The 25345-nt window shown below is 70.9% G+C and carries 23 protein-coding genes and 1 pseudogene; 9 read left to right on the top strand and 15 right to left on the bottom strand.

Annotated features, from left to right (window positions below):
* Nucleotides 1-68: 68 nt before the first annotated feature.
* Both Msi02_RS33340 and Msi02_RS33335 read right to left on the bottom strand, forming a co-directional pair.
* Entirely contained in the window at nucleotides 69-1580 is a 1512-nt protein-coding gene (locus Msi02_RS33340; protein ID WP_204051854.1) for a sodium:solute symporter family protein, read from the bottom strand.
* A gap of 384 nt (nucleotides 1581-1964) precedes the next feature.
* Complete coding sequence (locus tag Msi02_RS33335; RefSeq protein ID WP_204051853.1) at nucleotides 1965-3128, bottom strand: MFS transporter; 1164 nt, start codon at nucleotides 3126-3128, stop codon at nucleotides 1965-1967.
* A 132-nt stretch (nucleotides 3129-3260) separates the two neighbouring features.
* On the opposite strand from Msi02_RS33335, the gene Msi02_RS33330 reads away from it, so the two are divergent.
* Nucleotides 3261-3716 (top strand): MarR family winged helix-turn-helix transcriptional regulator, encoded by a 456-nt coding sequence (locus Msi02_RS33330; protein WP_079315162.1) that lies wholly within the window; start codon nucleotides 3261-3263, stop codon nucleotides 3714-3716.
* 91 nt (nucleotides 3717-3807) lie between these two features.
* Here the strand turns inward: Msi02_RS33330 and Msi02_RS33325 are convergent, their stop codons facing one another.
* The 9 genes from Msi02_RS33325 to Msi02_RS33290 form a co-directional block, all read right to left on the bottom strand.
* Nucleotides 3808-4305, bottom strand: coding sequence for a DinB family protein (locus Msi02_RS33325; RefSeq protein ID WP_204051852.1), 498 nt, complete (start codon nucleotides 4303-4305; stop codon nucleotides 3808-3810).
* Nucleotides 4306-4422: 117 nt separating this feature from the next.
* Nucleotides 4423-4716: a Dabb family protein gene (locus tag Msi02_RS33320; protein ID WP_079315164.1), complete on the bottom strand. Its 294-nt coding sequence runs from the start codon at nucleotides 4714-4716 to the stop codon at nucleotides 4423-4425.
* A gap of 131 nt (nucleotides 4717-4847) precedes the next feature.
* A complete protein-coding gene (locus tag Msi02_RS33315) occupies nucleotides 4848-5864 on the bottom strand; it encodes a TIGR04500 family putative peptide maturation system protein (protein ID WP_204051851.1) in 1017 nt (338 codons plus the stop codon).
* Nucleotides 5861-5995, bottom strand: coding sequence for a hypothetical protein (locus Msi02_RS44115; RefSeq protein WP_256862577.1), 135 nt, complete (start codon nucleotides 5993-5995; stop codon nucleotides 5861-5863). The genes Msi02_RS33315 and Msi02_RS44115 overlap by 4 nt, the downstream gene beginning before the upstream one ends.
* Before the next feature lie 71 nt (nucleotides 5996-6066).
* Nucleotides 6067-7452 (bottom strand): dihydrolipoamide acetyltransferase family protein, encoded by a 1386-nt coding sequence (locus tag Msi02_RS33310; RefSeq protein ID WP_204051850.1) that lies wholly within the window; start codon nucleotides 7450-7452, stop codon nucleotides 6067-6069.
* 16 nt (nucleotides 7453-7468) lie between these two features.
* Entirely contained in the window at nucleotides 7469-8443 is a 975-nt protein-coding gene (locus Msi02_RS33305; RefSeq protein ID WP_204051849.1) for an alpha-ketoacid dehydrogenase subunit beta, read from the bottom strand.
* Complete coding sequence (gene pdhA, locus Msi02_RS33300; protein WP_079315167.1) at nucleotides 8440-9543, bottom strand: pyruvate dehydrogenase (acetyl-transferring) E1 component subunit alpha; 1104 nt, start codon at nucleotides 9541-9543, stop codon at nucleotides 8440-8442. The genes Msi02_RS33305 and pdhA overlap by 4 nt, the downstream gene beginning before the upstream one ends.
* 210 nt (nucleotides 9544-9753) lie before the next feature.
* Nucleotides 9754-11367 carry an amidohydrolase gene (locus tag Msi02_RS33295; RefSeq protein WP_204051848.1) on the bottom strand — a complete coding sequence of 538 codons (1614 nt, stop codon included), beginning with the start codon at nucleotides 11365-11367 and terminating at the stop codon, nucleotides 9754-9756.
* A gap of 19 nt (nucleotides 11368-11386) precedes the next feature.
* Complete coding sequence (locus Msi02_RS33290; protein WP_204051847.1) at nucleotides 11387-12703, bottom strand: MFS transporter; 1317 nt, start codon at nucleotides 12701-12703, stop codon at nucleotides 11387-11389.
* A gap of 116 nt (nucleotides 12704-12819) precedes the next feature.
* Here Msi02_RS33290 and Msi02_RS33285 point away from each other — a divergent pair, with 116 nt between their 5' ends.
* The 5 genes from Msi02_RS33285 (at nucleotide 12820) to purL (ending at nucleotide 18599) form a co-directional block, all read left to right on the top strand.
* The gene (locus Msi02_RS33285; RefSeq protein WP_204051846.1) at nucleotides 12820-14439 is read left to right on the top strand and encodes a PucR family transcriptional regulator; all 1620 of its coding nucleotides are present in this window, start codon (nucleotides 12820-12822) and stop codon (nucleotides 14437-14439) included.
* A 180-nt stretch (nucleotides 14440-14619) separates the two neighbouring features.
* Nucleotides 14620-14865, top strand: a complete 246-nt coding sequence (gene purS, locus Msi02_RS33280) for a phosphoribosylformylglycinamidine synthase subunit PurS (protein WP_079315170.1) — start codon at nucleotides 14620-14622, stop codon at nucleotides 14863-14865.
* 174 nt (nucleotides 14866-15039) lie between these two features.
* Complete coding sequence (locus tag Msi02_RS33275) at nucleotides 15040-15489, top strand: ATP-binding protein (protein WP_079315171.1); 450 nt, start codon at nucleotides 15040-15042, stop codon at nucleotides 15487-15489.
* Nucleotides 15490-15660: 171 nt separating this feature from the next.
* Entirely contained in the window at nucleotides 15661-16344 is a 684-nt protein-coding gene (gene purQ, locus Msi02_RS33270) for a phosphoribosylformylglycinamidine synthase subunit PurQ (protein ID WP_204051845.1), read from the top strand.
* Entirely contained in the window at nucleotides 16341-18599 is a 2259-nt protein-coding gene (purL, locus tag Msi02_RS33265; RefSeq protein WP_204051844.1) for a phosphoribosylformylglycinamidine synthase subunit PurL, read from the top strand. The genes purQ and purL overlap by 4 nt, the downstream gene beginning before the upstream one ends.
* 87 nt (nucleotides 18600-18686) lie before the next feature.
* Here the strand turns inward: purL and Msi02_RS33260 are convergent, their stop codons facing one another.
* Nucleotides 18687-20795 (bottom strand): M6 family metalloprotease domain-containing protein, encoded by a 2109-nt coding sequence (locus Msi02_RS33260; protein ID WP_239108948.1) that lies wholly within the window; start codon nucleotides 20793-20795, stop codon nucleotides 18687-18689.
* A 108-nt stretch (nucleotides 20796-20903) separates the two neighbouring features.
* Between Msi02_RS33260 and Msi02_RS33255 the strand changes: the two genes are divergently transcribed.
* Genes Msi02_RS33255 through Msi02_RS33245 form a run of 3 tightly spaced genes read left to right on the top strand, consistent with a single transcriptional unit; the run spans nucleotide 20904 to nucleotide 22707 of the window.
* On the top strand, nucleotides 20904-22073 hold the full coding sequence (locus Msi02_RS33255; protein ID WP_204051843.1) for a PucR family transcriptional regulator: 1170 nt from the start codon (nucleotides 20904-20906) through the stop codon (nucleotides 22071-22073).
* A 17-nt stretch (nucleotides 22074-22090) separates the two neighbouring features.
* Nucleotides 22091-22378 carry a type II toxin-antitoxin system RelE/ParE family toxin gene (locus Msi02_RS33250; RefSeq protein ID WP_308441847.1) on the top strand — a complete coding sequence of 96 codons (288 nt, stop codon included), beginning with the start codon at nucleotides 22091-22093 and terminating at the stop codon, nucleotides 22376-22378.
* Entirely contained in the window at nucleotides 22375-22707 is a 333-nt protein-coding gene (locus tag Msi02_RS33245; RefSeq protein WP_204051842.1) for a helix-turn-helix domain-containing protein, read from the top strand. The genes Msi02_RS33250 and Msi02_RS33245 overlap by 4 nt, the downstream gene beginning before the upstream one ends.
* Before the next feature lie 85 nt (nucleotides 22708-22792).
* On the opposite strand, the gene Msi02_RS33240 is transcribed toward Msi02_RS33245, so the two are convergent.
* From Msi02_RS33240 to Msi02_RS44110, 3 genes and pseudogenes are all read right to left on the bottom strand, one after another.
* Nucleotides 22793-23449, bottom strand: coding sequence for a class I SAM-dependent methyltransferase (locus Msi02_RS33240; RefSeq protein WP_204051841.1), 657 nt, complete (start codon nucleotides 23447-23449; stop codon nucleotides 22793-22795).
* Between the two features lie 171 nt (nucleotides 23450-23620).
* Nucleotides 23621-24571: a collagen-like domain-containing protein gene (locus Msi02_RS33235; protein WP_204051840.1), complete on the bottom strand. Its 951-nt coding sequence runs from the start codon at nucleotides 24569-24571 to the stop codon at nucleotides 23621-23623.
* 227 nt (nucleotides 24572-24798) lie between these two features.
* Nucleotides 24799-25345, bottom strand: a pseudogene (locus tag Msi02_RS44110) (hypothetical protein); the annotation flags it as partial.

The raw sequence follows: 25345 nt of genomic DNA, 5'->3' as shown, positions 1-25345 counted from the left end.
CCGCACCCCGGGCCGGTCAGGTGAACGCGGGGAGCGGTGCGGCGGTCAGTGGGGAGGCACGGGCGCTCTCAGGCGGACGCGGGAAGCGGCCGCGCGGCGCTGTCCTCGTCGGTGTTGACGGTCTGGAGCAGTTCCTCGCGCTCGGGGGTGTTCTCCGGACGGATGAAGCCGATGACCGTGAAGAGCACCAGCGAGGTGGCCACCGGCGCGGCCGTCGCCACGGCGGTCGAGACGTCGCTCATGCCGTAGTTGGTGAGCCAGAAGACGAACAGGCCGGCCGCCCACGAGACCAGCGCGGCCGTCGGGCCGGACCTGCGGAACAGCGGCAGCATGCCGAGCAGCAGCGGGATCGAGATCGGGCCCATGAGGCCGGCCACCCACTTGATGACGACCGTGATGATGTCCTTCAGCACCGGGCTGTTGACCTGGGTGGCCACGGCCATCGACAGCGCGATGAACGCCACCGTGGTGACCCGGGCCGCGACCAGGCCGGCCCTGGTGTCCCAGGCCCGCGCCGCGCGGGACAGCACCGGGATCACGTCGCGGGTGAAGACCGAGGCGATCGCGTTGGCGTCGGAGGAGGCCATCGCCATCGTGTGCGAGAAGAAGCCCGCGATCACCAGGCCGAGCAGGCCGTGCGGGATGAGCTGGGTGGTCAGCAGCGCGTAGGAGTCGCTCGCGTCCGGCTTGGTCGCGTGGACCAGCAGCGGCGCGGCCCACATCGGGAAGAACAGCAGCAGCGGCCAGACCGCCCACAGCACGGCCGACAGCCGCGCGCCGCGGGCGGCCTGCGCCGCGGTCGGCGCGGCCATGTAGCGCTGGGCCTGGTTCCACATGCCGCCGTTGTACTCGAACGTCTTTATGAACAGGAACGCGAGCAGGAACGTCATCGTGTACGGGCCGTTGAGCGGGTTCGCGTGATCGGGCGGCAGCCGGTCCCACATGTCGCCCACCGCGCCGATGCCGCCGAGCTTGGCGAGGACGGCGAAGAGCATCACGACACCGGCGAGAAGCTGGATGACGAACTGCCCGAAGTCGGTGAGCGCGTCGGCCCACAGGCCGCCGACCGTGCAGTAGACGGCGGTGACGACGCCGGTGATGAGGATGCCCTGGTTGAGCGACAGGCCGGTGAACGTCGACAGCAGCGTGGCGATCGCGGCCCACTTCGCGCCGACGTCCACGATCTTCAGCAGGCCGCCCGACCACGCGAGCGCCTGCTGGGTCGGCACGTTGTACCGCTTGGCGAGGAACTCCAGCGGCGAGCTGACCCTGAGCTTCGAGCGGATCCGGTTCAGCCTCGGGGCGAACAGCACCGAGCCGATCGCGATGCCGATCGCGATCGGGAAGGCCCAGGTGACGTACGAGGTGGCGCCGTAGAGGTAGGCGATGCCGGCGTACCCGGTGAACATGACGGCGCTGTAGCCGGACATGTGGTGCGAGATCCCGGCCAGCCACCAGGGCATCTTGCCCCCGGCGGTGAAGAAGTCACTGATATTGCCGATGCGCCGGTGCGAGTAGACGCCGATCCCCACCATGACGATGAAATAGGCGCCGAGAACGTACCAGTCCAAATGGTTCACGCGCGTCGTACCTCCGGGTGAACGGCGGCACCCGGACCGACAACCGCCTGGCCTCGTTACGATGCGCCCGCCCGCCGCCCGTCGTCAATGGCGGGTTCGCAGGTCACGGGCGTACGGGAGGGCGCGTCGAGGCCGTGACGCAGGTCACAGGCCGTTCACGTTTCTGAACCTGCTTCGCGTATCTGAATCGTTATCAGGAACGGCCTTGATCTCGCACAGGGTGGGGGGTGAAAGTGTGCGGCGAAATGAGATTCCAGCAAGCGGCACACAACGGACCCGTCACCGCCTGGCACCGGTGATCGTCCGGCACGGCACGTACGCGAGCGGGAGGTCGGGAGCGCCGCCCGCCCTGTGCGTGAGCATGCCCGGGAGTGTGAGAGAAGGTCAGACGGCCGCGAGCACGGCGGAGCGGCGTTCGAGGGCGGCCGACAGGACGGCCAGCACGAGCGCGGAGGCGGTGAGGAGGGCGCCGACCCAGTTCGGCGCGGTGTAGCCAAGGCCCGCCGCGATGACGAGGCCCCCGAGCCAGGAGCTCAGGGCGTTGCCGAGGTTGAAGGCGCCGATGTTCACGGCCGAGGCCAGCGTCGGCGCGCCGTGGGCCAGGTCGAGCACGCGCTTCTGCAGCGGCGGCACGGTGGCGAAGCCGAGCGCCCCGATCAGGGCGACGGTCACCGCGGCGAGGACCTTGCTGTGCGCGGTCAGCGTGAAGGCGGCGAGGACGACCGCGAGGGCGCCCAGCGAGACGTACAGCATCGGCATCAGCGCGCGGTCGGCGAACCTTCCGCCGACGAGGTTGCCGGCGACCATGCCGAGGCCGAAGAGGACCAGCAGCCAGGTGACCGCCCCTTCGGGGTAGCCGGCGACCCGGACCATCATCGGCGCGATGTACGTGATGGCCGCGAAGACGCCGCCGAAACCGAGCACGGTCATGCCCATCGCCAGCAGCACCTGGACGTCGCGGAGAGCGGCCACCTCGTGGCGCAGGCGTACGCCCTCGGGCCGCGGCATCTCCGGCACGAGCACCGCGATGCCGATCAGGCCGACGGCGCCGAGCCCGGCGACGATGGCGAAGGTGGTCCGCCAGCCGGCGACCTGGCCGACCAGGGTGCCGAGGGGTACGCCGACGACGTTGGCCACGGTCAGGCCGGTGAACATCAGCGCGATCGCCCCGGCCCTCCGGTGCGGGGCGACCAGTTCGGCCGCGACCACGGAACCGATGCCGAAGAACGCGCCGTGCGCGAGCGAGGCGACCACCCGGCCCGCCAGCATCACCCCGAAGCCCGGCGCGAGGGCCGAGAGCAGGTTGCCGGCGATGAACAGTCCCATCAGCAGCATCAGCACGCGCTTGCGGGACATGGTCGTCCCCAGCACGGTCATCGGCGGGGCGCCGACGACCACGCCCAGGGCGTACCCGGTGACGAGCAGGCCCACGGTCGGGATGGAGACCCCGAGGTCGGACGCCACCTGCGGGAGCAACCCCGTGATCACGAACTCGGTGGTCCCGATCCCGAAGGCCCCGATGGCGAGGGCTACGAGTGCGAGAGGCATGAGGAGGTCCCCCAACAATTGCAGGAGCAAGTAACAGGCGCAGACAATAGTTGCAGACGCCTGATACTTGCAAGCGCGGGCTATTGCAGGAGTGGAGTATCCTCGTCTCAGTCACGTACGGAGGGAGAGTCGATGACGGCCGCCGATCCCGCCCTCACCGCACTCGCGCAGGGCTGGTGCGCGCTCTCCCTTCTGCACGAGAGGATCGAGGCGCACATCGAGCGCGCCCTGCAGAGCAAGCACGGCCTGAGCGTGCGGGAATACTCCCTGCTTGAGACGCTCAGCCGGCAGCACGACGGCCCCGGCGGCCATCTGCAGATGAAGCAGGTCGCCGACGCCGTGGTGCTCAGCCAGAGCGCGACGACGCGCCTGGTGACCCGGCTCGAAGAGCGGGGACTGCTCACCCGCTACCTCTGCCCCACCGACCGCCGGGGGATCTACACCGACGTCAGCCCCGAGGGCCTGGCGCTGCTCGCCGAGGCCCGGCCCACGAACGACGCCGCCCTGCGGGAAGCCCTCGACCAGGCCGCCCAGAACCCCAGGCTCGCCCCTCTGGTCGAAGCGGTCGAATCACTGCATGCGCGCTAGTTGCGAGAAGGGTCTCCGCTGGGGCGGCCGACCCCTTGCACCAGCCGCCTGAAATCCTCACCCAACCTGGTGATCGTTTCCGGTGACAGCACTAGGCGCGCCGGTGGTCGCCGCTCGCGCCGTCGATGAGCTCGCGCACGATGTCCATGTGGCCGACGTGCCGAGCGGTCTCCTCGATCATGTGAATGAGCACCCAGCGCAGCGTCATCCTCTCGCCGCGCTCGTTGGTGCCGAGATCCTCGAGGCCGAACTTCTCGATGACCTCGTCCGAGGACGCGCGGGCGCGGGCGTAGAAGGCGAGGACGTCGGCCGTGGTCTCGCCGGGGTCGACGCGCAGGTCGGCGTCCTCGTCATCGTCGTCGAACGGGAGCTCTTCGTGCTCCTGCCCGAACGTGTCGGCGAACCACCAGTATTCGACGGCCGCCAGATGCTTGACCAGGCCCAGGAGGTTCGTCCCAGACGGGGTCATGGGGCGTCGCAGCGCCTCGTCGTCCAGGCCCTCGACCTTCCACAGCACCGCGTCGCGATGCCGGTCCAAGCTGGCCTGGAGGCTTTCCTTCTCACCACCGGTGAACGGGACTGTTTTCATGCCCGGAACGTAACAGTCGCCCCGTCACTCGGGCTAAGTGGTGGGGCCACCCGGCACACCCGCCATGGACCTCGAAGAGCGTGTCATCAGACCCGGCGAACGTATGTGGTCAACGCTCTAGAGCACGTACTGCACGGCCGCGCGGGCGGCGAGGATCGGCGTGATGCACTCGTCGATCACCGCCCGGTGGGCCGGGTGGTCGCGGTAGACGACGTAGTCCTCCGGGGAGTCGAAGTCGGCGACCACGCCGAAGGAGAAGTTGCCCTGGTTGACCCCGGCGTCCGGGCCGATCTGGTAGGAGCGCAACTCGGGGATGACGTCCGGCAGGCCGCCCAGCCGCCTGGCCACCTCGGCGCGCTGCTCCTCGGTGGCGTCCTCGGTCCACTTCAGCAGCACGACGTGGCGGAACATGCACTCCCCCTGGGACGAGACGCACGCGGCCCGGCGGCCGCGCCCTTCACGGCGCTCATCCTCTCATCTCCCGTGCCCGCGGGGCGCACCACCGCCCCGCGGACACCGCCGTCCCGATCCGTGGCCTCGCCTCAGAGCCAGTGCCACTCGATGGACGCCCGCCTGCGCCGTCCGGCGAGCCACTCGCCGAACGCGGTCGCGCCCGCCGCGGCCAGCGTCTCCGGGTCGTCCGTCGCCACCCGGCGCTCCAGCAGGATCCCGGTCAGATAGCCGTCGCCGTACGCCACCGGGCCGACCAGCGTGTCGTGCGCGGCGTGGCGCAGGGGCGCGGGCAGGTCCCTGGCCCACCGCTCGCCCACGGTCACCACGGCCTCCCGGCAGCCCACCAGGCCGCCCACACCGCGCAGCAACTCCCCGTTCACCGGCTGCGAGCCCGTCACCCACAGGGCACGTACGCGGTCGAAGTCGCAGCGGTGGGCCTCGAAATATCCCGGGGCCAGCTCGGCCTCCTTGCGCCGGCGAAAGCGCCGTCGCCGCGCGATTCCGGCGATGAACGTCTCGAACTGCTCGCCGGACAGCGACATCTCCGCCAGCCAGGCCAGCGTGGAAACCCGGTCACGCAGATCGTGGCCGGCGCGGAACTCCTCGGCGGCGGCCCGGATGTCGGCGTCGTCGAGGGGCTCGCCGTCCTCCAGCGTCTCGTTCATCAGCAGGCACTGCTCGACGATCTCGTCGTGGACGTCGCGGTCGCCGTACGGCCGCCGGGGCAGCAGCATGAGCGCCTCGGCGACGCGCAGGCGCACGCGGTCGACGGTGACCAAATATCCGGCGGCCCAATTTCCGGGGGCCCAGTGTTCCGAGTGCTCGGCGGGCCGGGGCACGCCGTCGTCCGGGAAGGCGGAAAGGGCGACGGAAAGGGCCACGGTGCCACCCTCCGGATGTTCGACGAGCAGGTCGTAGTCGACGAGCGGGCTGTCCGGACGCAGGCCGACGATGAGCCGGCCCCGCGCCTCCGGGTGGCTGGCCGCCCACGCGGCGGCCAGGCTCCTGGCCTCGGGCACGGCCGTACGGGGGCGGCGCAGGCCGCGCAGCAGTTCGACGGCGTCGGCGAGGACCGCGGCGAACGCGGTCACCGATACGGCGGTCATGCCGCCGTCACCCGTGACCCGGCGGGGAACTCAGCGCTGTCCCACCAGGTCACGGGGACGCCCGGGCGCTCGGTCTTCGGGAGGACCCGGCGCTCGGTGGTGTCCTGCCGGTCGCTCAGTATGAGGATCACAAGCGAACGGTAGGAATCCGAGCTTGTACCTCACTGGTTCCGATCTTGCATTCGACTTGACCGGTCCCCGCTCAGCTCCAGGCGAGCATGCGGAGGGGGTCCTCCAGCATGGCGCCGACGTCGCGCAGGACGTACGAGCCCAGCTCGCCGTCGACCACGCGGTGGTCGAACGACAGCGCCAGCGTGGTGACCTTGCGGACCGCGAGCTGCCCGTCGACCACCCAGGGCATGTCCCTGATCTGGCCCACGGCGAGGATCGCCACCTCTCCCGGATTGAGGATCGGCGTGCCCGCGTCGACGCCGAAGACGCCCACGTTGGTGATCGTGATCGTGCCGCCGCTCAGCTCTGCGGGCTGGCACTTCCCGGCCCGCGCGCGCTCGGTGAGCTCGCCGAGCGCCCGGGCGAGCTCGGGCAGCGACATCGCGTCGGCGTCCTTGACGTTCGGCACGATCAGCCCGCGGTCGGTGGCGGCAGCGATGCCGAGGTTCACGTAGTGCTTGACCACGATCTCCTCGCCGGTCCACGTGGCGTTGATCATCGGGTGCCGCTTCACCGCGGTGATCAGCGCCTTCGCCACGAGGAGCAGCGGGGAGACCTTGACCTCGGCGAACTCGGGCAGCGTACGCAGCCGCCTGACCGCCTCCATCGTCTCGGTCACGTCGACCTGCAGCCACTCGGTCACGTGCGGGGCCGAGAACGCGCTGGCCACCATCGCCTGCGCGGTCGCCTTCCTGACCCCCTTGACCGGGATGCGCTCCTCCCGCGCCCCGGGCTCCCGCCGCGCCGCGGCCGGAACGGGGGCGGGCGCCGCCACCGCGGCCTCCACGTCCGCCCGGGTGATCGACCCCTGGGGGCCGGTGCCCGTGAGGGTGGTCAGGTCGACGCCGAGGTCCTTGGCGAGCTTGCGGACCGGCGGCTTGGCCAGGACGCGTACGGACGCCGCGGACCCGTTGCCCTGGACCGCACCGGCCGGAGCGGCCGGAGCAGGAGTGGGCAGCGCGGGCGAAACCGGCGCAACCGGCGGAGCGGACGTTGTCGGCGAAGCGGGCGGAGCGGACGTGGCCGGCTTGCGGGGGCGGCGGCGGGTGGCGCTCGTCTTGACGCCGTACCCGACCAGCACCGGCTGGCGCTCCTCCTTGGCCGGAGCGCCGTTCCGCACGTCCGGCACCATGTCGTCCGCCAGCGCCTCCCGGCCCGCGCCGGCGTCGTCACCGCCCTCGCCGTCCTCGACCGAGATGATCGGGGCGCCGACGTCCACGGTCTGGCCCTCGCCGACCATCAGGGCGGAGACGGTGCCCTCGTAGGGGCACGGCAACTCGACGACGGCCTTGGCCGTCTCGATCTCCACGATCGTCTGGTTGATCTTCACCGAGTCGCCCGGGGCGACGTGCCACTTGACGATCTCGGCCTCGGTCAGCCCCTCGCCCACGTCGGGGAGCCTGAACTCACGGAGCATGAGAAGTCCCTCCCCCTCAGTACGCGAACGAGCGGTCCACGGCGTCGAGCACGCGGTCCAGGTCGGGCAGGTAGTGGTCCTCAAGCCGGGACGGCGGGTACGGCGTGGAGAACCCGCCCACCCGCAGCACCGGCGCCTCCAGGCTGTAGAAGCAGCGCTCGGTGACGCGCGCCGCGATCTCTGCCCCGAAGCCGGTGAAGACGGGCGCCTCGTGGACGACGACGCACCGTCCGGTCCGCGTCACGGACTCGGTCAGGACGTCCACGTCGAGGGGGTTGAGCGAGCGCAGGTCGATGACCTCGATGTCCCGCCCGTCCTCCTCCGCCGCCGCGGCGGCCTCCAGGCAGGTCTTCACCATCGGCCCGTACGCGACCAGCGTGACGTCGCGGCCCTGCCGTACGGTGCGGGCGCGGTCGAGCGGCAGGCCGGGGGCGGCGAGGTCGACGTCGGCCTTGTCCCAGTAACGGCGCTTGGGCTCGAAGAAGATGATCGGGTCGTCACAGCGGACGGCGTCCTGGATCATCGTGTACGCGTCCGCCGGGTTCGAGCACGCGACCACCCGCAGGCCGGCGGTGTGGGTGAAGTACGCCTCGGGCGACTCCGAGTGGTGCTCGACCGCCCCGATGCCGCCGCCGCAGGGAATGCGTACGACGACCGGCAGCTTGAGCGTGCCGAGCGACCGCAGCGGCATCTTGGCCAGCTGCGTGATGATCTGGTCGGCGGCCGGGAACACGAACCCGTCGAACTGGATCTCGCAGACCGGCCGGTAGCCGCGCAGGGCCAGGCCGATCGCCGTCCCGATGATGCCCGACTCGGCGAGCGGCGTGTCGATCACGCGGTCCTCGCCGAAGTCCTTCTGCAGGCCGTCGGTGACGCGGAAGACGCCGCCGAGCTTGCCGACGTCCTCTCCCATCACGAGCACCTTGGGGTCGTCCTCCATCGAGCGGCGGAGGCCCTCGTTCAACGCCTTGGCGAGAGTCAGTGTGGTCATCGCTCGAACCCCGCCAGGTAGGTCAGGTACTGCTCGCGTTCCTCGTCGAGGAGTGGGTGGTCACCGGCGTACACGTGATCAAAGATAGCCCCGGGTGGCGGGTCGGGCAGCGCCAGACACCGGCTTCGCACGTCCTTGCCGAGCGCGTCGGCCTCGGCGTCGATCTTCTCGAAGAACTCCTGGTCGGCGAGCTGGTTCTTGAACAGGTACGCCTTGACCCGCTCGATGGGGTCCTTCAGCTTCCACGCCTCCAGCTCGTCGGCGAGGCGGTAGCGGGTGGGGTCGTCAGAGGTGGTGTGCGCGCCCATGCGGTAGGTGAACGCCTCGATCAGCGTCGGCCCCTGCCCCTCGCGGGCGTTCTGCAGCGCGCGGCGGGTCACGGCGAGGCAGGCGAACACGTCGTTGCCGTCCACGCGGATCCCGGGGAAGCCGAAGCCGGACGCCCTCTTGTAGAGCGGGATCTTCGACTGCTTCTCCAGCGGCTCGGAGATGGCCCACTGGTTGTTCTGGCAGAAGAACACGATGGGGGCGTTGAACACCGAGGCCCAGATGAAGGACTCGTTCACGTCGCCCTGGGAGGTCGCGCCGTCGCCGAAGTAGACGATCGTGGCCGCCTCGGCGCCGTCGCGCTGGATGCCCATGGCGTAGCCGACCGCGTGCAGGGTCTGGGAGCCGATGACGATCGTGTAGAGGTGGAAGTTGTGCTCGGCCGGGTCCCACCCGCCGTTGCTCACGCCGCGGAACAGGCCGAGCAGCTTGACCGGGTCGACGTCGCGGCACCAGGCCACGCCGTGCTCCCGGTAGGTGGGAAAGACCATGTCGGCGTCCGTGAGCGCCCTGCCGGAGCCGATCTGGGCCGCCTCCTGCCCGAGCAGGGACGCCCAGATGCCGAGCTCGCCCTGCCGCTGGAGCGCGACGGCCTCCAGGTCGACGCGGCGGACGAGGACCAGGTCACGGTAGAGGGAGCGGACCTCCTCCGCGGTCAGCTCGATGTCGTAGTCGGGATGCTCGACCCGCTCTCCTTCCGGGGTGAGCAGTTGGACGAGCTCCGGGGGTGCGTCTACAGGTGCGTCTACACCACGAGGGGCGTCGGCTGTCACGTTGCCACTCCTGTGCGTGTCGGGCCCCCGCGGGTGGGGTCACCCCCGCAGGAAGGCCGGGTCGTCGGGCGTACGGCCGCTGGGGTGGGCGACCGGGCGCATATGGGGACATCGTGGCAGAACTCACACCCCTCAGCGCAAGACCCCGCCCGCCCGTCCACACTTCTCCGATTCCCGGACTGTGCGACGCCACACCCCCGGCGCCACGCCTCAGGAGCGGTGGACCACCCGTCCGCCCAGCATCGTCAGCCACGCGTCCACCCCCGCCAGCTCGTCCACGCCGAGGCGGTCGAGGTCGTGGTCCAGGACGACGACGTCGGCCAGCTTGCCCGGCGTCAGGGAGCCGATCCGGTCCTCCATCCGCAGCGCGTACGCCGCGTCGGCGGTGTGGGCGCGCAGCGCCTCGTCCAGGGTGACGGCGTGGTCGGCGCCGATGGGGTCGCCCTCCCGGGTGCGCCGCCGTACGGCGTTGGCCACGGTCTCCATCGGCCGCAGCGAGGACACGAACGAGTCGCTCGACAGCACCGGGCGGAGCCCGGCGTCGATCTCCTCGCGCATCGGCTGGAGCCGGTGGGCGCGGCGCTCCCCCAGCCGCCGTACGAAATCCCTGCCGCTGTCGTACAGGAAGTTCGGCTGGTTGACCGGGATCACGCCGAGCGCGGCGAAATCGCGCACCTGGTCGGGGGTCGGGTGGCCGCAGTGCTCGATGCGCGGCCGGGCGTCGTCCCCCGACACGGCCACCGCGGCCTTGATCGCGTCGAGCGTGTAGGCCATCGCGAGATCGCCCTGCGTGTGGATGCCGACCTGCCAGCCCGCCTCGGCGGCCCGGCGGACGAGGTCCGTGAGGCGCTCGGGCCGGTGATAGGTGGAGCCGGTGAACTGGCCGCCCTCGCCGTACGGCTCGCTGAACAGGGCGGTGCCGCCGAGCAGCGTGCCGTCGCAGTAGAACTTCATCGCGCCCAGGCGCAGCATGTCGTCGCCGAAGGGACCGGCCAGGCCGAGCGCGGCCAGGTCGTCCAGCATGTGCGACAGGGGCATGCAGACCGTGCGGACCGGCAGCGTGCCCGCGGCGTGCGCGGCCCGGTAGATCGACAGCTCCCGGCGGGACACCTGGGGGTCGCACACCGTCGTGAGTCCCGCCGACAGGTACCTCTCCCCGGCGGCGGCGAGCCAGGACAGCAGCTGCTCCGCCGGGAGATCGGTGTGGAAGTTGGGGCCGTGGCAGCCGATGTCCACGGCGGTCGGCAGCAGCAGTTGCATCGCGGAGTCCAGCACCATCCCGGTGAGCCGGCCGCCCTCGTCGCGCAGGAAGGCGCCGCCGACCGGGTCGGGCACGTCCGCGGTGATGCCCCGCCACGCCAGCGCGGCGGAGTTGACCACGGCGTGGTGGCCGGAGACGTGATAGACGATCACCGGGTGCTCGGTCGTCGCCTCGTCCAGGTCGCGCCGGGAGGGCCGGCCCCCGGGGAACTTCGCGTCGTCCATGCCGAACGCCCTGATCCACTGGCCCGGCGGCGTACGCTCCGCCTCCGCGGCGATCACCGCCACCAGGTCGGCGGCGCTCCCCACGGCCGGGTAGCGGGCGTCGACGGACACCAGCGACTCGGCCGTGGACAGCAGGTGGTTGTGCGGGTCGATGAACCCCGGCAGCACCGTGCGGCCGCCGGCGTCGATCACCTCGGCGCCGGGTCCGGCCACGGCCGACACGTCCGCGTCCCGGCCGACGGCGAGGATGCGGCCGTCGCGTACGGCCAGGGCCTCTCCCCTGGGCGTACCGGGGTCCATGGTGCGGACCTTGGCGTTGGTGATGACGATCGCGGACAAGACTCCTCCAACTACTGGATCACTGGGAGACGGCGGAAACGCCGGGGACGGCCGGGGTGTCGCGGTGGCGCGGCGCGGCGGCCAGGCAGACCACGCTGAGCAGGCACATCCCGATCAGCAGCCCGATGGCGGGCGCGGGCCCCCCGCCGCCGGCCTTGACGAGGGCGGTCGCCGCCAGCGGCGAGAGCCCGCCGAAGATCGCCCCGGCCACCTGGTAGGACAGCGACATGCCCGTGTAGCGGACGTTCGGGGGGAACATCTCCGCGAGCAGCGTGGCCATAGGCCCGTACGTCGCGGACATGGCCAGGCGCATGAGGCCCAGCATCAGGAAGATGAGGACCGTGTTGCGCGTCCCCATCACCGTGAACTGCGGCACCGCCAGCAGGGCCACGGCGACCAGCCCCACGATCACCACGCGGCGCCCGCCGACCCTGTCGCCGAGCCACGAGATGGCGAGCGTGGCGACGAGTTCGACGAACGCGGCGAAGCTGAGCCCGTTGAGCACCACCTGCTCCTCGACGCCGACGTCCGCGCCGGTCGCGTACGCGAGCAGGAAGGTCGTCGCGATGTAGTAGCCGCCGATGGCCACGGGGAGCGCCCCGATGCCGAGCAGCACGGGCCGCCACGACGACCGCAGCGCCGCCCTGATCGGCAGCTCCGCGGCGGCCGCGGGCGCGCTCTCGCGCCGCTGCCTGACCTGCTCGAAGACCGGCGACTCCTCCACCCGCAGCCGGATGAACATGCCGACGAGCACCAGGACCGCCGAGACCAGGAACGGCACCCGCCAGGCCCACTCGCGCAGGGCCTCGTCGCCGAGCGAGGTCATCAGGCTGAACGCCCCGGTCGCGAGCAGGGCGCCCGCGGAGTTGCCGAGCTGGGCGAACGAGCCGTAGAAGGTCTTCTTCCCCTCCGGGGCGTGCTCGACCGCCATCAGCGCGGCCCCGCCCCACTCGCCGCCGACGGCGAGACCCTGGACGAACCGCAGCAGCACCAGCAGCGCGGGGGCCGCCGCTCCGACGGAGGCGTAGGTGGGCAGCAGTCCGACGGCGAAGGTGGCCACGCCCATCATCAGCAGCGTGACGACCAGGGCCGACTTGCGGCCCAGCCGGTCGCCGAAGTGGCCGAACACCACGCCGCCCAGGGGACGCGCGAAGAACCCGACGGCGTACGTCGCGAACGCCGCCATGACGCCGACCAGCGGATCGGTGGACGCCGGGAAGAAGACGTGCCCGAAGACGAGGGCGGCGGCGGTCGCGTAGACGTAGAAGTCGTACCACTCGATCGTGGTGCCGATGAAGGCCGCGAACGCGGCCCGGCGGGGAGTTCGTCGGTCCATGAGGTCCTCCGGTGGGTTGGGGGTTGGAGAGACCGTAAGACCAGGTCAGACGCGAGCACTGCGGGCGATGTGCACTATCGTCGGGGCTTTCTCGGGCGAAGCGCACAGGAGAGGTCATGCCGCTCACCGTCGCCGACGTGCTGGCCATGCCGATGCTGGAGATCACCCTGCTCGCCGGCCGCGACGGGCTGGGCAACCACGTGAGGTGGGCCCACGTGACCGAGCTGGCCGATCCGGTGCCCTGGCTGCGCGGCGGCGAGCTGGTCATGACGGTCGGGCTCGGGCTGCCCGCGTCGGCACGCGGGCGCGCCGAGTACGTCGAGCGGCTGAGCGGGGCGGGCTGCGCCGCCCTGGCCTTCGCGCTGGACGAGCACCTGACCGAGATACCCCCCGAGATCGTCGAGACCGCGGCCCGCCTCGGGCTGCCCCTGCTTGAGGTCACCGGCAGGACGCCGTTCGTCGCCGTGACGGAGGCCGTGGCCCGCTGGCACGCCGACGAGCGGGTCCGCGGCGAGCGGCGGGCGGCTGCGGCGCAGGAGGCGATGGCCCGCGCCGCGCTGCGGCACGGCTCGCTCGGCATCCTCCGCGCGCTCGCCGAGCACACCGACTGCGAGACGCTCCTGCTCGATCCCCGGGGACGGCCCCGCGTGTCCCATCCGGAGGGAGCCCGGCCGTGGCACGCGGAGGCCGCGGAGGCGGTCGGCCAGCTCACCGGGCCCCGGGGCTCCATGGTGATCGACAAGGGCGACCGGGTCCTCCAGGTGCAGAGCCTCGGCTTCACCGGGCCGCCCCGCGGCTGGCTCGCCCTGCGCGGCGCGTCGACCGAGTGGCACACCAGGATCCTGGCCAACCAGGCGGCGAGCCTGCTGGCGATCGAACTGGTGGGGCTGCACCGGGCCCGCGCCCGCGCGCACGCCCAGCGCGCCGCCGTGCTGAGCGCCGTCCTCGACAGCGCCGTCCTCGGCAGCGCCGCTCTCGGCTGTGCCGTCGATCGCGCCGCCGCCGATCGTGCCGCGACCGGTGCGGGCCCGGCGGCACCGCTGTTCACGGCCGGCCGGCTCGCCGAGATCTGCCCCATGCCGCCACCGCCGTACGAGGTGATCGTGGCCGTGGCCCGTACGGAGGGCGAGGCCCCGGCGCTGGCCGATCCCGCGCTGGACGCGCTGAGCGACGTCATGGGAGACCCGGCCGCCGAGGAGACCGTGTTCGTCTGCCCGCGCGCCGGCGGGCTGCTCCTGGTGGTGCCGCAGACCGATCCCCGGCTCGGCCCCGCCCTGGTCGAACGGCTGGGCGCGCTCACCGGCCTGGACATCTCCGCGGGAGCGTGCGGCGCGCGGGACATCGGCGAGATCCCGTCCGCCGTACGGCACGCGACGGCCCTCGCGGCTGGCCCGGGATACACGCACGTCGACGACCTCGAGCCATGGGCGCTGCTGCGCGACGCCTTGGACCCCGAGGGCGTGGCCCGCTTCGCCGACGTGGTGCTCAAGCCGCTGCGGGAGCACGATCTGCGGCACGGCGGCGCCCTCGTCCCCTCCGTCCGGACCTTCCTCGACTGCGGCGCGAGCGTCGAGGCGGCGGCGCGGCGTCTCGGCGTGCACAGGAACACGATGCGGGCCCGCCTGCAGACGGCCGAGCGCGTCTGCGGGCGCGACCTCGGCAAGGCGCGCGACCGCCTGGAGTTGTGGCTCGCCCTGTCCCTGGACGAATTCGTCCCGCCGGGGCGCAGGAACTGAGCGGGGCATCGGGCCGGCCGCGGGAACCGGCCGGGCGCCCGCTTCGGGCACCGCTCGGCGCGGCGCCCGGCCCGTCGCGGGCGTGACGACGGGGCGGCACTAGGCTTGACCCAGGCGGACCCCCGAACGGGCGGACCTTTCCCGGACCGGCGGGCCCTCATTCGAATTGGAGGAAACATCGTGGCGCGCGTCATCGTCGACGTCATGCTCAAGCCGGAGATCCTCGACCCGCAGGGCCAGGCGATCGCCAGGGCGCTGCCGCGACTCGGCTTCTCCGGGGTGTCCGGGGTGCGGCAGGGCAAGCGGTTCGAGCTGGAGCTGGACGGCCCGGCCGACGAGGCCGCGCTTTCGGATGTCCGAAAGATGGCCGAAACCCTCCTCGCGAACACGGTCATCGAGGACTTCTCGATCCGCGTCGAGGAGTGAAGTGGCGCATTTCACACCACTGTTCCCGCAGCTTGTCTACCCCTAATCAGGCATCGGTCCGTCTCGAACCCGCCTATGAGGTGCGTCCTGAATAACGAGGACGTGATTTTGCGGTTAGCCCTGATTCATCGGGGAAGCCTACCTTGGTGACCTTCGACACCGGGGAGGGGTCCGGTGGATATTGAGTTCTCACTGGCGATGCCACGGGACGCGATCGGCATCCCGATGGTCCGCCGCGTGGTGGGAGACGCGCTGCGGTCTCTCGGGGTGACCGAGGAGTGCGTGTCCGACATACTCCTGGCCACATCCGAGGCGTGCGCCAACGCGGTGCGGCATGGTGGTCCCGCCAACCGCTACGAGGTCATGGCCACCATTGGCAACGGCCGCTGTGAGCTGCGCGTCGCCGACGAAGGCGAGGGGCTGCACATGATCCCCCGCCAGTATCCGCCGGCGGAGACCGAGAACGGCCGGGGCATCCTGATCATGCGCGCCGTCGTGGACGATCTCTCGTTCGACATCACCCCGGGGCGCGGCACGACCGTGCGCCTGTCCAAGGAACTCGACTGGGACGAGGACGCCATCGCCCACCACCTCACTCTCGATCGCCACCTCGCCGGGGTCTGAGGATCCCGGCTCCGCGTCACGCCGGGCTCGGGGAGCCCCGGCGTGACAGGTGATCGGAAGTGGGCCTCCGCGGGGGGAGCCGATTTGGCGGCTCCGATACCCTGAGGTGTACCGCCACAGACCGCCGTCCGGCCAGATGACGGTGGCGTGCGCCTTGGAGGGAAAACTGTCATGAGCGCTGCCCGGGTGGGCGTCGTCACCTTCCCCGGAACACTCGACGACCAGGACGCCGCGCGAGCCGTACGGCTGGCCGGAGCGGAGGCGGTGCCCCTGTGGCACGCCGATCACGACCTCAAGGGAGTCGACGCCGTCTTCCTGCCCGGCGGGTTCTCCTACGGCGACTATCTTCGCTGCGGGGCGATCTCCCGGTTCTCCCCTCTCATGACCGAGCTGATCCCGGCCGCCCAGGCCGGGCTGCCCGTGCTCGGCACCTGCAACGGCTTCCAGATCCTCTGCGAGGCGCACCTGCTGCCGGGCGCGCTGACCCGCAACGAGGGTCTCCACTACATCTGCCGCGACCAGCGCATCCGCGTGGAGAGCACGCGTACGGCGTGGACGGCGGACTTCGCGGACGGCCAGGAGATCGTGTTGCCGATCAAGCACGGCGAAGGCCGTTACGTGGCCGACGCGGCGACGCTGGCGGCGCTGGAGGGCGAGGGCCGGGTGGTCTTCCGCTACGCGGGCGGCAACCCGAACGGCTCGCTCAACGACATCGCCGGGATCACCAACGAGGCCGGGAACATCGTCGGCCTCATGCCCCACCCCGAGCACGCGGTCGAGGACCTGACCGGCGCGCCGAGCGTGGACGGCCGCGGTTTCTTCACCTCCATCCTGAAGCGGCTGGTGAACGCGTGAGCACTCTCGACAGCGTCAGGCGCGCGCAGGAGACGCCGGACGAGCGCCAGCCGTACGCCGAGCTGGGCATGAAGGACGACGAGTACCAGCGCGTACGCGAGATCCTCGGGCGCCGGCCGACCAGCTCCGAGCTGGCGATCTACTCGGTGATGTGGAGCGAGCACTGCTCCTACAAGTCGTCCAAGGTGCACCTGCGGCAGTTCGGGACCAAGGCGCCCGAGTCGGAGGCCCTGCTCGTCGGCATGGGCGAGAACGCCGGTGTGGTCGACATCGGCGACGGCTGGGCCGCCACCTTCAAGATCGAATCCCACAACCACCCGTCGTACGTCGAGCCGCACCAGGGCGCCGCGACCGGCGTCGGCGGCATCGTGCGCGACATCATGTCGATGGGCGCCCGGCCGGTCGCGGTCATGGACTCGCTGCGCTTCGGCGGGGCCGACCAGCCCGACACGCGCCGCGTGCTGCCGGGCGTGGTCGAGGGCATCAGCCACTACGGCAACTGCCTCGGCCTGCCCAACATCGGCGGCGAGGTCGTCTTCGACCCCTGCTACATCGGCAACCCGCTGGTCAACGCCCTGTGCGTCGGCCTGCTGCGCAAGGACCAGATCAAGCTGGCCACCGCGCCCGGCCCCGGCAACAAGGTCGTGCTGTTCGGCGCCAGGACCGGCGCGGACGGCATCGGCGGGGCGTCGGTGCTGGCGTCGGCCACCTTCGAGGACGAGTCGCAGGCCAAGCGGCCCGCCGTGCAGGTCGGCGACCCGTTCATGGAGAAGCTGCTCATCGAGTGCTGCCTGGAGCTGTACCAGGCGGACGTGGTCGTCGGCATCCAGGACCTCGGCGCGGCCGGGGTGTCCTGCGCCACGACCGAGCTGGCCGCCAAGGGCACCGGTGGCATGGAGGTGAACCTCAACCTCGTCCCGCTGCGCGATCCCACGCTGCGGCCCGAGGAGATCCTGATGAGCGAGTCGCAGGAGCGCATGATGGCGGTCGTCACGCCCGACGACATCGCGGCCTTCATGGCGATCTGCGACAAGTGGGACGTCCCGGCGACCGTGATCGGCGAGGTCACCGACACCGGCAGGCTCGTGATGACGTGGGACGGCGAGGTCATCGTCGACATCCCGCCGGGCACGGCCGCCGACGAGGGCCCGGTCTACGAGCGCCCGTTCCACGAGCCCGCCGGGCAGGCGGCGCTCAACGCCGACGGTCCCGAGCGCCTGCCGAGGCCCGAGGACCTGCGGGAGACCCTGCTCACCCTGCTCGGCTCGCCCAACCTCGGGTCCAAGGAGTGGGTGACCTCCCAGTACGACCGGTACGTCCGGGGCAACACGGTGCTGGCCCAGCCCGCCGACTCCGGCATGCTGCGCATCTCCGAGGCCATGCCGGGCGCGCAGGAGACCACGCGTGGCATCGCGCTCGCCACCGACGGCAACGGCCGCTACGCCAAGCTCGACCCGTACACGGGAGCCCAGCTCGCGCTGGCGGAGGCGTACCGCAACGTGGCGGTGACCGGCGCGAAGCCGCTGGCCGTCACCAACTGCCTCAACTTCGGCTCGCCGGAGGACCCCGAGGTCATGTGGCAGTTCTCCGAGGCCGTACGCGGGCTCGCCGACGCCTGCCGGACCCTGGGCGTGCCGGTGACCGGCGGCAACGTGTCGTTCTACAACCAGACCGGCTCGACCGCGATCAACCCGACGCCGGTGGTCGGCGTGCTCGGCGTGATCGACGACGTGGCGCAGCGGGTCAGGCCCGGCTTCACCGCTCCCGGCCTGCGCGTCCTCCTGCTGGGCGAGACCCGCGAGGAGTTCGGCGGCTCGGAGTGGGCGCACGTCGTCCACGGCCACCTGGGCGGCCTGCCCCCGCAGGCGGACCTGGAGGCCGAGCGCGGCCTGGCGGCGGTGCTGACCGAGGCGGCGGCCCGCGGGCTGCTGGAGGGCTCGCACGACCTGTCCGACGGCGGTCTCGCGGTCGCCCTGGCGGAGTCGTGCCTGGCCCAGGGCGTCGGCTGCACGGTGACCCTGCCGGGCGAGGACGCCTTCGTCGAGCTGTTCAGCGAGTCGGCCGCGCGGGCGCTGGTGTGCGTGCGGCCCGAGGCGTTCGACGCCCTCGCCGACCTGTGCGCCCGCCACGAGGTCCCCTGCTCCGGGCTCGGCCTCACCGGCGGTTCCGCGCTCACGGTCGAGGGCGTCCTCGACGTCCCGGTCGAGGAGCTCCGCGAGGTCCACGCGTCCGCGCTGCCTCGCATCTTCGGCTGATTCTGATCGAGTGAAAGGGCCCTTCCGGACGGATCGTCCGGAAGGGCCCTTCTCATGTCACACGGCCTGCCCGCCTCTCGCGTGCCGTCAGACGGCGTTGACGTGGCAGGTGGCGGTCATCGTCGTGGACGGGTCGCTCTCGGAGGTGGCCGTGAGCTTCACCGTGGCGTGACGGCTGTCGCCCGCGGACTGCTGGGCGAAGACGGTGACGGTCCGCTTGCCGCCGAAGTCGACGGCCGCGAGGGCGTTGGGCGTGATCGTGGTCCAGCCGTTCCCTTCGACCTCGGCCTTCAGCCGGTAGACGTCACTGTTCAGGTACGCGCTGACGTCCTCGGGGTGCTGCCCCTGGGCGGAGGCGGCCTTGCCGGTGTTGAACAGCGGGAAGCTGCACATCGACACGCCCTTCTGGGCGGCGGGGACGCCCGCGCCCGGCAGCAGCTTCACGCCCCGCTTCTGCGGGCCCGCGCCGTCGAGGGACTTGATCGCCACCGTGTACGACAGGATCCCCTTGGCGTCGCGCTGCACGTCGGTGACGTAGAAGTGCAGGCGGTTGACCTCGTCGACGTACTCGTACTGGCTGCCCGAGTCGGTGCCCGCGTGGAAGAGGGCGTCGGCGAGCTGCCGGTAGTCGCCGATCGTGATCGGGACCTTGGTGCCGTCGGGCAGCACGTAGTCGGTCATGTTGATGTCCTGCGGGTTGGCGTCGATCACCCACTCGAACGGCGCCCGGTCCTGGTTCTTGGTCTTGGCCAGCAGCACGCCGGAGTCGGGGGTGAAGGAGTCGCTGCCGATCCGGTCGACGACCTCGACGGTGTAGTTGTCGTAGCCGCCGCCGTCGCAGAGCGGGTTGGTCCGCTGGCTGCACGACCCGGTGGACTTGTCGCCGGTGTCGAAGGAGATGTTGACGCCGGTCAGCCCGCCCTCGCCCGGCTGGATCTCGCGTGCGGTCACCTTGGCGACCACCAGGCCGGAGTCGCGGAGCGCCTCACGCGACAGGCGCAGGACGTTGTCCTCGTCGACCATGCCCAGCTTGATCTTGTTGCGCAGCATGTGCTGGGCGCCCATCGACGCACCCGCCGTGGGCGGGATCAGCCAGCGGCTGTGCGGGCCGCCTGGACCGTTGAAGCTGCCGCGGCTGAGCATCTCCCAGATGCCGGTGTAGGCCCGGACCGGCGGGTTGCCGTACGGGTTGTTGTAGTTGTCCAGGACGCCGAGGATGTGGCTGAACTCGTGGGCGAAGACCCCCTGGCCGGAGCTCTCGGCCTGGACGGAGTCGACGCCGATGTTCGCGTTGGGCCAGAACGTCGAGCCTGCGGCCCAGGACGTCCATTCCACATAGCGGGTCTTGGACCAGTTGGGCAGGTTCGGGTCCGGCGGCCCGAAGTCGTCGGTGACGGCCTCCTTGGTGGGGAACTTCATCATGCCGAACTCCTGCCAGGTCGACGACTCGTCCTGGCCGGCGCTCAGGTAGAAGACGAAGTCGAACTGAGAGGCGACGTCCTTGCCGACGTCGGCGAGCCAGGCGGCGTTGCCGTCGGCGCGCAGGTTCTTGTTGCAGCTGTCCCCCGCCGGGCAGGCGTCGCGCTGGTACTCCATCGCGTACTCGTGCGACTTGCCCGGCATACGGTACGGGCCGAACGCGGTGAGTTCGACGCCGTACCGGCCGCCGGAGTCCTCCATCCAGTACTCGTGCAGGGTGTGGCCCTTGTTGAGCTGGTTCGGGGTGTTGAGGAAGTCCTGGTAGAACTTGGCGACCTTGTCACGCGGGATGTCGTGGGCCTCGGCGCTGGGGTTGCCGAAGACCGTCGAGTTCTGCGGCTGGGTGACCACGAACGGCTGGTTCGGGTAGTCCACCAGCACCAGCGCGCCCTTGAAGGTGCGCGTGGAGCCCTTATTGGCGGGGTTCGCCCAGTCGGTGCCCGGGATCTTCTTGTAGTCCGCCCACGTCATGTGGTCGGGGTTCTTCCAGTTCTGCGGATCGATCGGCGCGACGACGCGAGACGCGCGGCCGTGCAGGGCCTGAGCCTCGTCCGGCTCGTCGCGCTGCCAGGGCTGGATCTGGGGCCAGTGGTCACGGCGCCAGGGGTGATCGGGGTCTCCACCGGGGGCCGCGGAGGCGGGAGCCGCCGTCCACGCGAGCGGGGCGAGCGCGATGGCCGCCAGTATGCCCGGGAACAGCGTTTTTGAGAGTTTCACGAATTATGACGCTATAGAGACTATTGACGCAGATCATCGGTCACTTGTAGGGAAGACGAACGGGCCCTTCTCCTACATATGTCGAAGCGTCCAGGTGGAGGCCGAGTGGTGGATCTGCAGCGAATCGTGGACGACCTCGCCCTTCGCCTCGAAAGACCTCTGCTGCTCGAGGACGGCCGCCAGCGCGTCGTCGCCTACAGCGAGCAGGACGGGCCCATGGACGACGTCCGCCGCCACTCGATCCTGCGCCGCCACACCACCCCCGACGTGCGCGACTTCCTGCGCTCCACGGGCATCCACGAGGCGACCGAGCCGCTGCGCACGCCCGGCGCCCCGGAGCTGGGGCTGCTGCCGCGGGTCTGCGTCCCCGTACGGCACGACGGCCTGCCGCTCGGCTTCCTTTGGTTCATCGACGCGGCCCCGGCCATGACCGAGCCGGAGATCGCCGTCGCGGCGGAGGCCGCGCCCACCCTCGCCCTGACCCTGTTCCACGAGAGCCTGGCCTCCGAGCTCGCCTCGCGCCGCGAACTGGAAGCCGTCACCGGCCTGCTGCTGCGCGAGCCCGACGCCGGCAGGACCCTGATCGAGGCGGGCGCGTTCCCCCACGGCACGCCCGTGACCGTGGCGGTCGCCAAGCCCGTGCACGGCGGGGCCGACGAGACCCTGCGGCTGACGCTGGAGCGCGGGCTGCTGGCCCTGCGGCGGCGCCTGGCCAGGCACCACCCTCTGCACCTGGTCCGCTACGACCATGCCGTACTGCTCACCGCGGGCACCCGCGCCTTCCCCGAGGAGATGCACGCAGCCCTCGGGACGCCGGTCCTGGTCGGGACCGGCTCGCCGCGCCCATCGCTCTCCCTCGCGGCCGAGTCGTACGAGGAGGCGTTGCACGCCGCCGAGGTCGTCGCGAAGGTGCCGGAGTTCGGGCGCTCGGCGGAGTGGGGCCGCCTCGGCGTCTACCGCATGCTGTCCGGAGTGCCGCACGGCAACCTCCATCCGGGGCTGGCACGGCTGCTGGACGAAGCCCAGCACCGGCCGCTGCTGGAGACGCTGGAGATCTACCTCGACCTCGCCGGCAACGCCCAGGCCGTCTCCCGCCGGCTCCGCCTGCACCGTACGTCGCTTTACTACCGCCTTCGCCGGGTCGAGGAACTGGCGGAGACCGACCTCAGAGACGGCGAGGAGCGGCTGAGCCTGCATCTCAGCATTAAACTCGCCCGCCTCTCCGGCCGCTACCGCCCTTCCCCCCTCCCGGCCGAGACCGAAAACACCGGCCAATGATATAAGGATGTATTATATTGCCTGCATGGCCTGGGAAATCACCCTGCACGCCGAAGCTCGGCCGCCCTCTGGTCGATCGGATCCACCACTCGCGCGTCCTGCACAATTTGAAGGAACTCCGCCCCCGTGTGCCTGGTGACAGTGAGATCCGCCTGCTGTTCGTCTTCGATCCGACCAGGGAGGCGATAGTGCTGGTCGCCGGGGACAAGTCAGGAGAATGGAACCGCTGGTATCGAACGGCGATCCCCCTGGCGGAAGCACGCTATGCCGCATACCGTGCCGAGAAGGAGGAGGAACTGGGATGAGCGAGTTCGTGAAGTGGTCCGACACCAAGGCCCGCATTCGGGAGATCGACCCTGACTGGGACTCGCCGGAACGGGTCGCCGCCCGGGAGGCCAGCCGCGAGCAACTGCGCGCAGAGTTGCGCGGGGCTCAGCTGGCGGAGATGCGCAAGCGCCTGGGAGTGTCACAGAAACTTCTCGCGGAACGGATGGGCGTGAGCCAGGCACGAGTCTCCCAAATCGAACATGGCCAGATCGGCGGACTCGACACGCTTCGTTCCTATGTGGTGGCACTGGGAGGAAGGCTTGACGTGGTGGCCGACTTCGGAGATCACTCGGTGAAGGTCGCCTGAGGTACGCCACTCTCGACCGGCGGGATTTCTCCGTCATCCGCCCTCGTCACTGCCTCGCGCTGACGTTGCTCCCCTGAGCGTTCGCTCAGGTGGTCGCTGGTTTGCGGGCGATCAGGTACGCCTGAGGGGTTCGCTCGAATTCGCGGCGCTCTGTCGTCAGGTGCGCGACCAGCGGCAATCCCGCCTCGGCCAGCATTGTCGCCGCCCTGTCCGGCGACAGGCGGTGGAAGTCGAGCGCGACCTGCCGGCCGAACACCTCCGCCGCGTGGAAGGGCTCGTCACCGACCTGGAAGGCGAGCAGCAGATGCCCGCCCGGGGCCAGCACACGATGGAACTCGGCCAGCACCGCCGGCTGCCGCTCGGGCGGAGTGTGAATGATCGAATACCAGGCGACGACGCCGCAGAGGGTCTCGTCGGCGATGTCCAGGGCCGCCATCGCCCCCTCCTCGAACCGCAGGCCCGGATGGTCGCACCGGGCCACCGTGATCATTTCCGGCGACAGGTCGACACCGAAGACGTCCAGGCCGAGCGCGTGCAGGTGTGCCGTGATCCGGCCGGGCCCGCAGCCGACGTCGGCCACCGGCCCCGGAACGCCCGACGCCCGAACGATCTCGGCGTACACGCCGAGCATCGCGCGCTCGAACGGCTTGTCGTCCAACTGGTGCCGGAGGCGATCGGCGTAGTCCGCGGCGATCGCGTCGTAGGCCGCCCGGGCGGCCTGCACGTAGGAGGGCTCGGTCATGATCGGACACCTTAGGCTCCGGAGCCGGCGACCGCTCCAGGAACCGACAAAGGCCCTTCCGGTAACCCCTCCGGAAGGGCCTTCGCAGTGCCGTACGCCAACGCCTCGTCGCGTACGGCAAGCATGGGCGGCGCGTCCGGTGGAGCCCCCACGGACTCCACCGGGCCGCTCTTACGAGATCTTGGTGCAGATGGCGTAGACGATGCCGTTCCCCTCGCCGTTGCCCGTCAGCTCGACTTTCCAGCCGTTACCGCTCATGTAGCTGCCCGTGACGGTCTTGCTCGAGCTGAGCTTGAAGCCGCCGCCGGTTACCGTCTCGTCCGCCCCGCAAGAGGCGGTCCCGCTGTTTCCGGAGATGAACTGGCTCGACATCCGCGAGCTCAGGGCGGGCGCGTCGCCGCCGCTGCCGCCCTGGCCCTTGAGCCACTTGAGGAAGTCCGCCTCGTCCTTGGAGCTGCAGGCGCTCTTCTTCCAGATTTCGCAGGCGCTCTTGCCGTCCTTCCCGTCCTTGCCGGGGGCGCCGTCCTTGCCGTCGGCGCCCTTGGGGCCCGGCGCACCGGCCGGACCACGCTCGCCGTCCTTGCCGTCCTTGCCGGGCTTGCCGTCCTCGCCGGGCAGGCCACGAGGACCCGTGTCGCCCTTCGGGCCCTCGGGGCCGCGCTCGCCCTTCTCACCCTGCGGGCCGCGCGGGCCGTCGTCACCCTTGGGACCCTGCTTGCCGTCGTCCCCCTTCGGGCCTTGGGGGCCGGTGGCGCCGTCCTTGCCGTCGGCGCCCTTAGGGCCCTGCGGACCGGTGTCGCCCTTGGGACCCTGCGGACCGCGCAGACCCTGAGGGCCACGAAGACCCTGCGGACCGGCGGGACCCTGCGGACCGGTGCCGCCGATCCCCACCGGACCCTGCGGACCGGTCCTGTTCCACGACACCTTGGTCTCGGTCGTCTTACACGTCGTCGTGGCGTTCACCAGGCGCATGTACCGCGTGCTCTTGTTCACACACGCGTAGAAGGCGGCGTCACTCGCCGACGAAGCGGTGGCCGCACCACCCAGAACCAGGACCGATCCAGCCAGAGCACCAGCCGTCATCAGGCCGATCGTGCGTCCGCCCGGCAACTTGATAGCCACGGGACTTCCCTTTCTGAGGCGCATGGAGCGCCTGGAACACAGAAGTTGTACATGTGAATCACGCGCAGGTAGATATGCCGGTTGTCATCCCGAACATCACGTATGCGCATCTCCGCTACCAGTGAGTTCGAGCGGTCAAGGAAGCGGTCCGGGACGTGAGCGTCGTGGAGCCCCCACGGACTCCACCACCTCTCGACTGGGCGCCTCAGACGAGCGTCCCCGCCGGATCAGCTCTCGGAAGCACTGTCGGAGCCGGACTGCTGGGCCCTCTCCGAACCGGGCTTCTTGTTCCCGCCGTTGTCCTCGGCGGTCTCGTTCGTGTTGCTGCGAGCGTTGTTGCCACCGCCGCCGGCGCCTGCGCAGATCACGTACGCGGTGCCCCTGGTGGAGGTGCCGCCGACCTGCCAGCCAGTGGGCTTGCTACCGGCGAGGATCGGGCCGTTGGTGGTGATCTCGCCGATGACCTTCGTGCCGGTGAACCCGCCACCCGTGGCGTAACCGCCGTCGCAGGTCAGCTGCACCGAGCCGCCGCCAATGCCGAAGTTGAAGTCCTGATGCTTGGCGGTGATGCCGGCGACGCCGTCGCGACCGGGAGCGCCGTCCTTGCCCGGGTCGCCCTTGGGACCCTGCGGGCCGGTGGCGCCGTCCTTACCCGGGGCGCCGTCCTTGCCGTCCTTGCCGTCCTTGCCGTCGGCGCCCTTGGGGCCCTGCGGACCGGTGTCGCCCTTGGGGCCCTGCGGACCGCGCAGACCCTGAGGGCCACGAAGACCCTGC

The sequence above is a fragment of the Microbispora siamensis genome, assembly GCF_016863095.1.
GTDB lineage: Bacteria > Actinomycetota > Actinomycetes > Streptosporangiales > Streptosporangiaceae > Microbispora > Microbispora siamensis.
The sequence above is the reverse complement of the archived record's forward strand: the minus strand, read 5'-3'. Positions and strand labels throughout refer to the sequence as shown.

Excerpts from the sequence above, each read along its gene's own strand:
- Msi02_RS33335 (WP_204051853.1), bottom strand. The coding sequence starts at position 3,128 with ATGCCTCTCGCACTCGTAGCCCTCGCCATCGGGGCCTTCGGGATCGGG.
- Msi02_RS33330 (WP_079315162.1), top strand. The coding sequence starts at position 3,261 with ATGACGGCCGCCGATCCCGCCCTCACCGCACTCGCGCAGGGCTGGTGC.
- Msi02_RS33325 (WP_204051852.1), bottom strand. The coding sequence starts at position 4,305 with ATGAAAACAGTCCCGTTCACCGGTGGTGAGAAGGAAAGCCTCCAGGCC.
- Msi02_RS33320 (WP_079315164.1), bottom strand. The coding sequence starts at position 4,716 with ATGTTCCGCCACGTCGTGCTGCTGAAGTGGACCGAGGACGCCACCGAG.
- Msi02_RS33315 (WP_204051851.1), bottom strand. The coding sequence starts at position 5,864 with ATGACCGCCGTATCGGTGACCGCGTTCGCCGCGGTCCTCGCCGACGCC.
- Msi02_RS33310 (WP_204051850.1), bottom strand. The coding sequence starts at position 7,452 with ATGCTCCGTGAGTTCAGGCTCCCCGACGTGGGCGAGGGGCTGACCGAG.
- Msi02_RS33305 (WP_204051849.1), bottom strand. The coding sequence starts at position 8,443 with ATGACCACACTGACTCTCGCCAAGGCGTTGAACGAGGGCCTCCGCCGC.
- Msi02_RS33290 (WP_204051847.1), bottom strand. The coding sequence starts at position 12,703 with ATGGACCGACGAACTCCCCGCCGGGCCGCGTTCGCGGCCTTCATCGGC.
- Msi02_RS33285 (WP_204051846.1), top strand. The coding sequence starts at position 12,820 with ATGCCGCTCACCGTCGCCGACGTGCTGGCCATGCCGATGCTGGAGATC.
- purQ (WP_204051845.1), top strand. The coding sequence starts at position 15,661 with ATGAGCGCTGCCCGGGTGGGCGTCGTCACCTTCCCCGGAACACTCGAC.
- Msi02_RS33245 (WP_204051842.1), top strand. The coding sequence starts at position 22,375 with ATGAGCGAGTTCGTGAAGTGGTCCGACACCAAGGCCCGCATTCGGGAG.
- Msi02_RS33240 (WP_204051841.1), bottom strand. The coding sequence starts at position 23,449 with ATGACCGAGCCCTCCTACGTGCAGGCCGCCCGGGCGGCCTACGACGCG.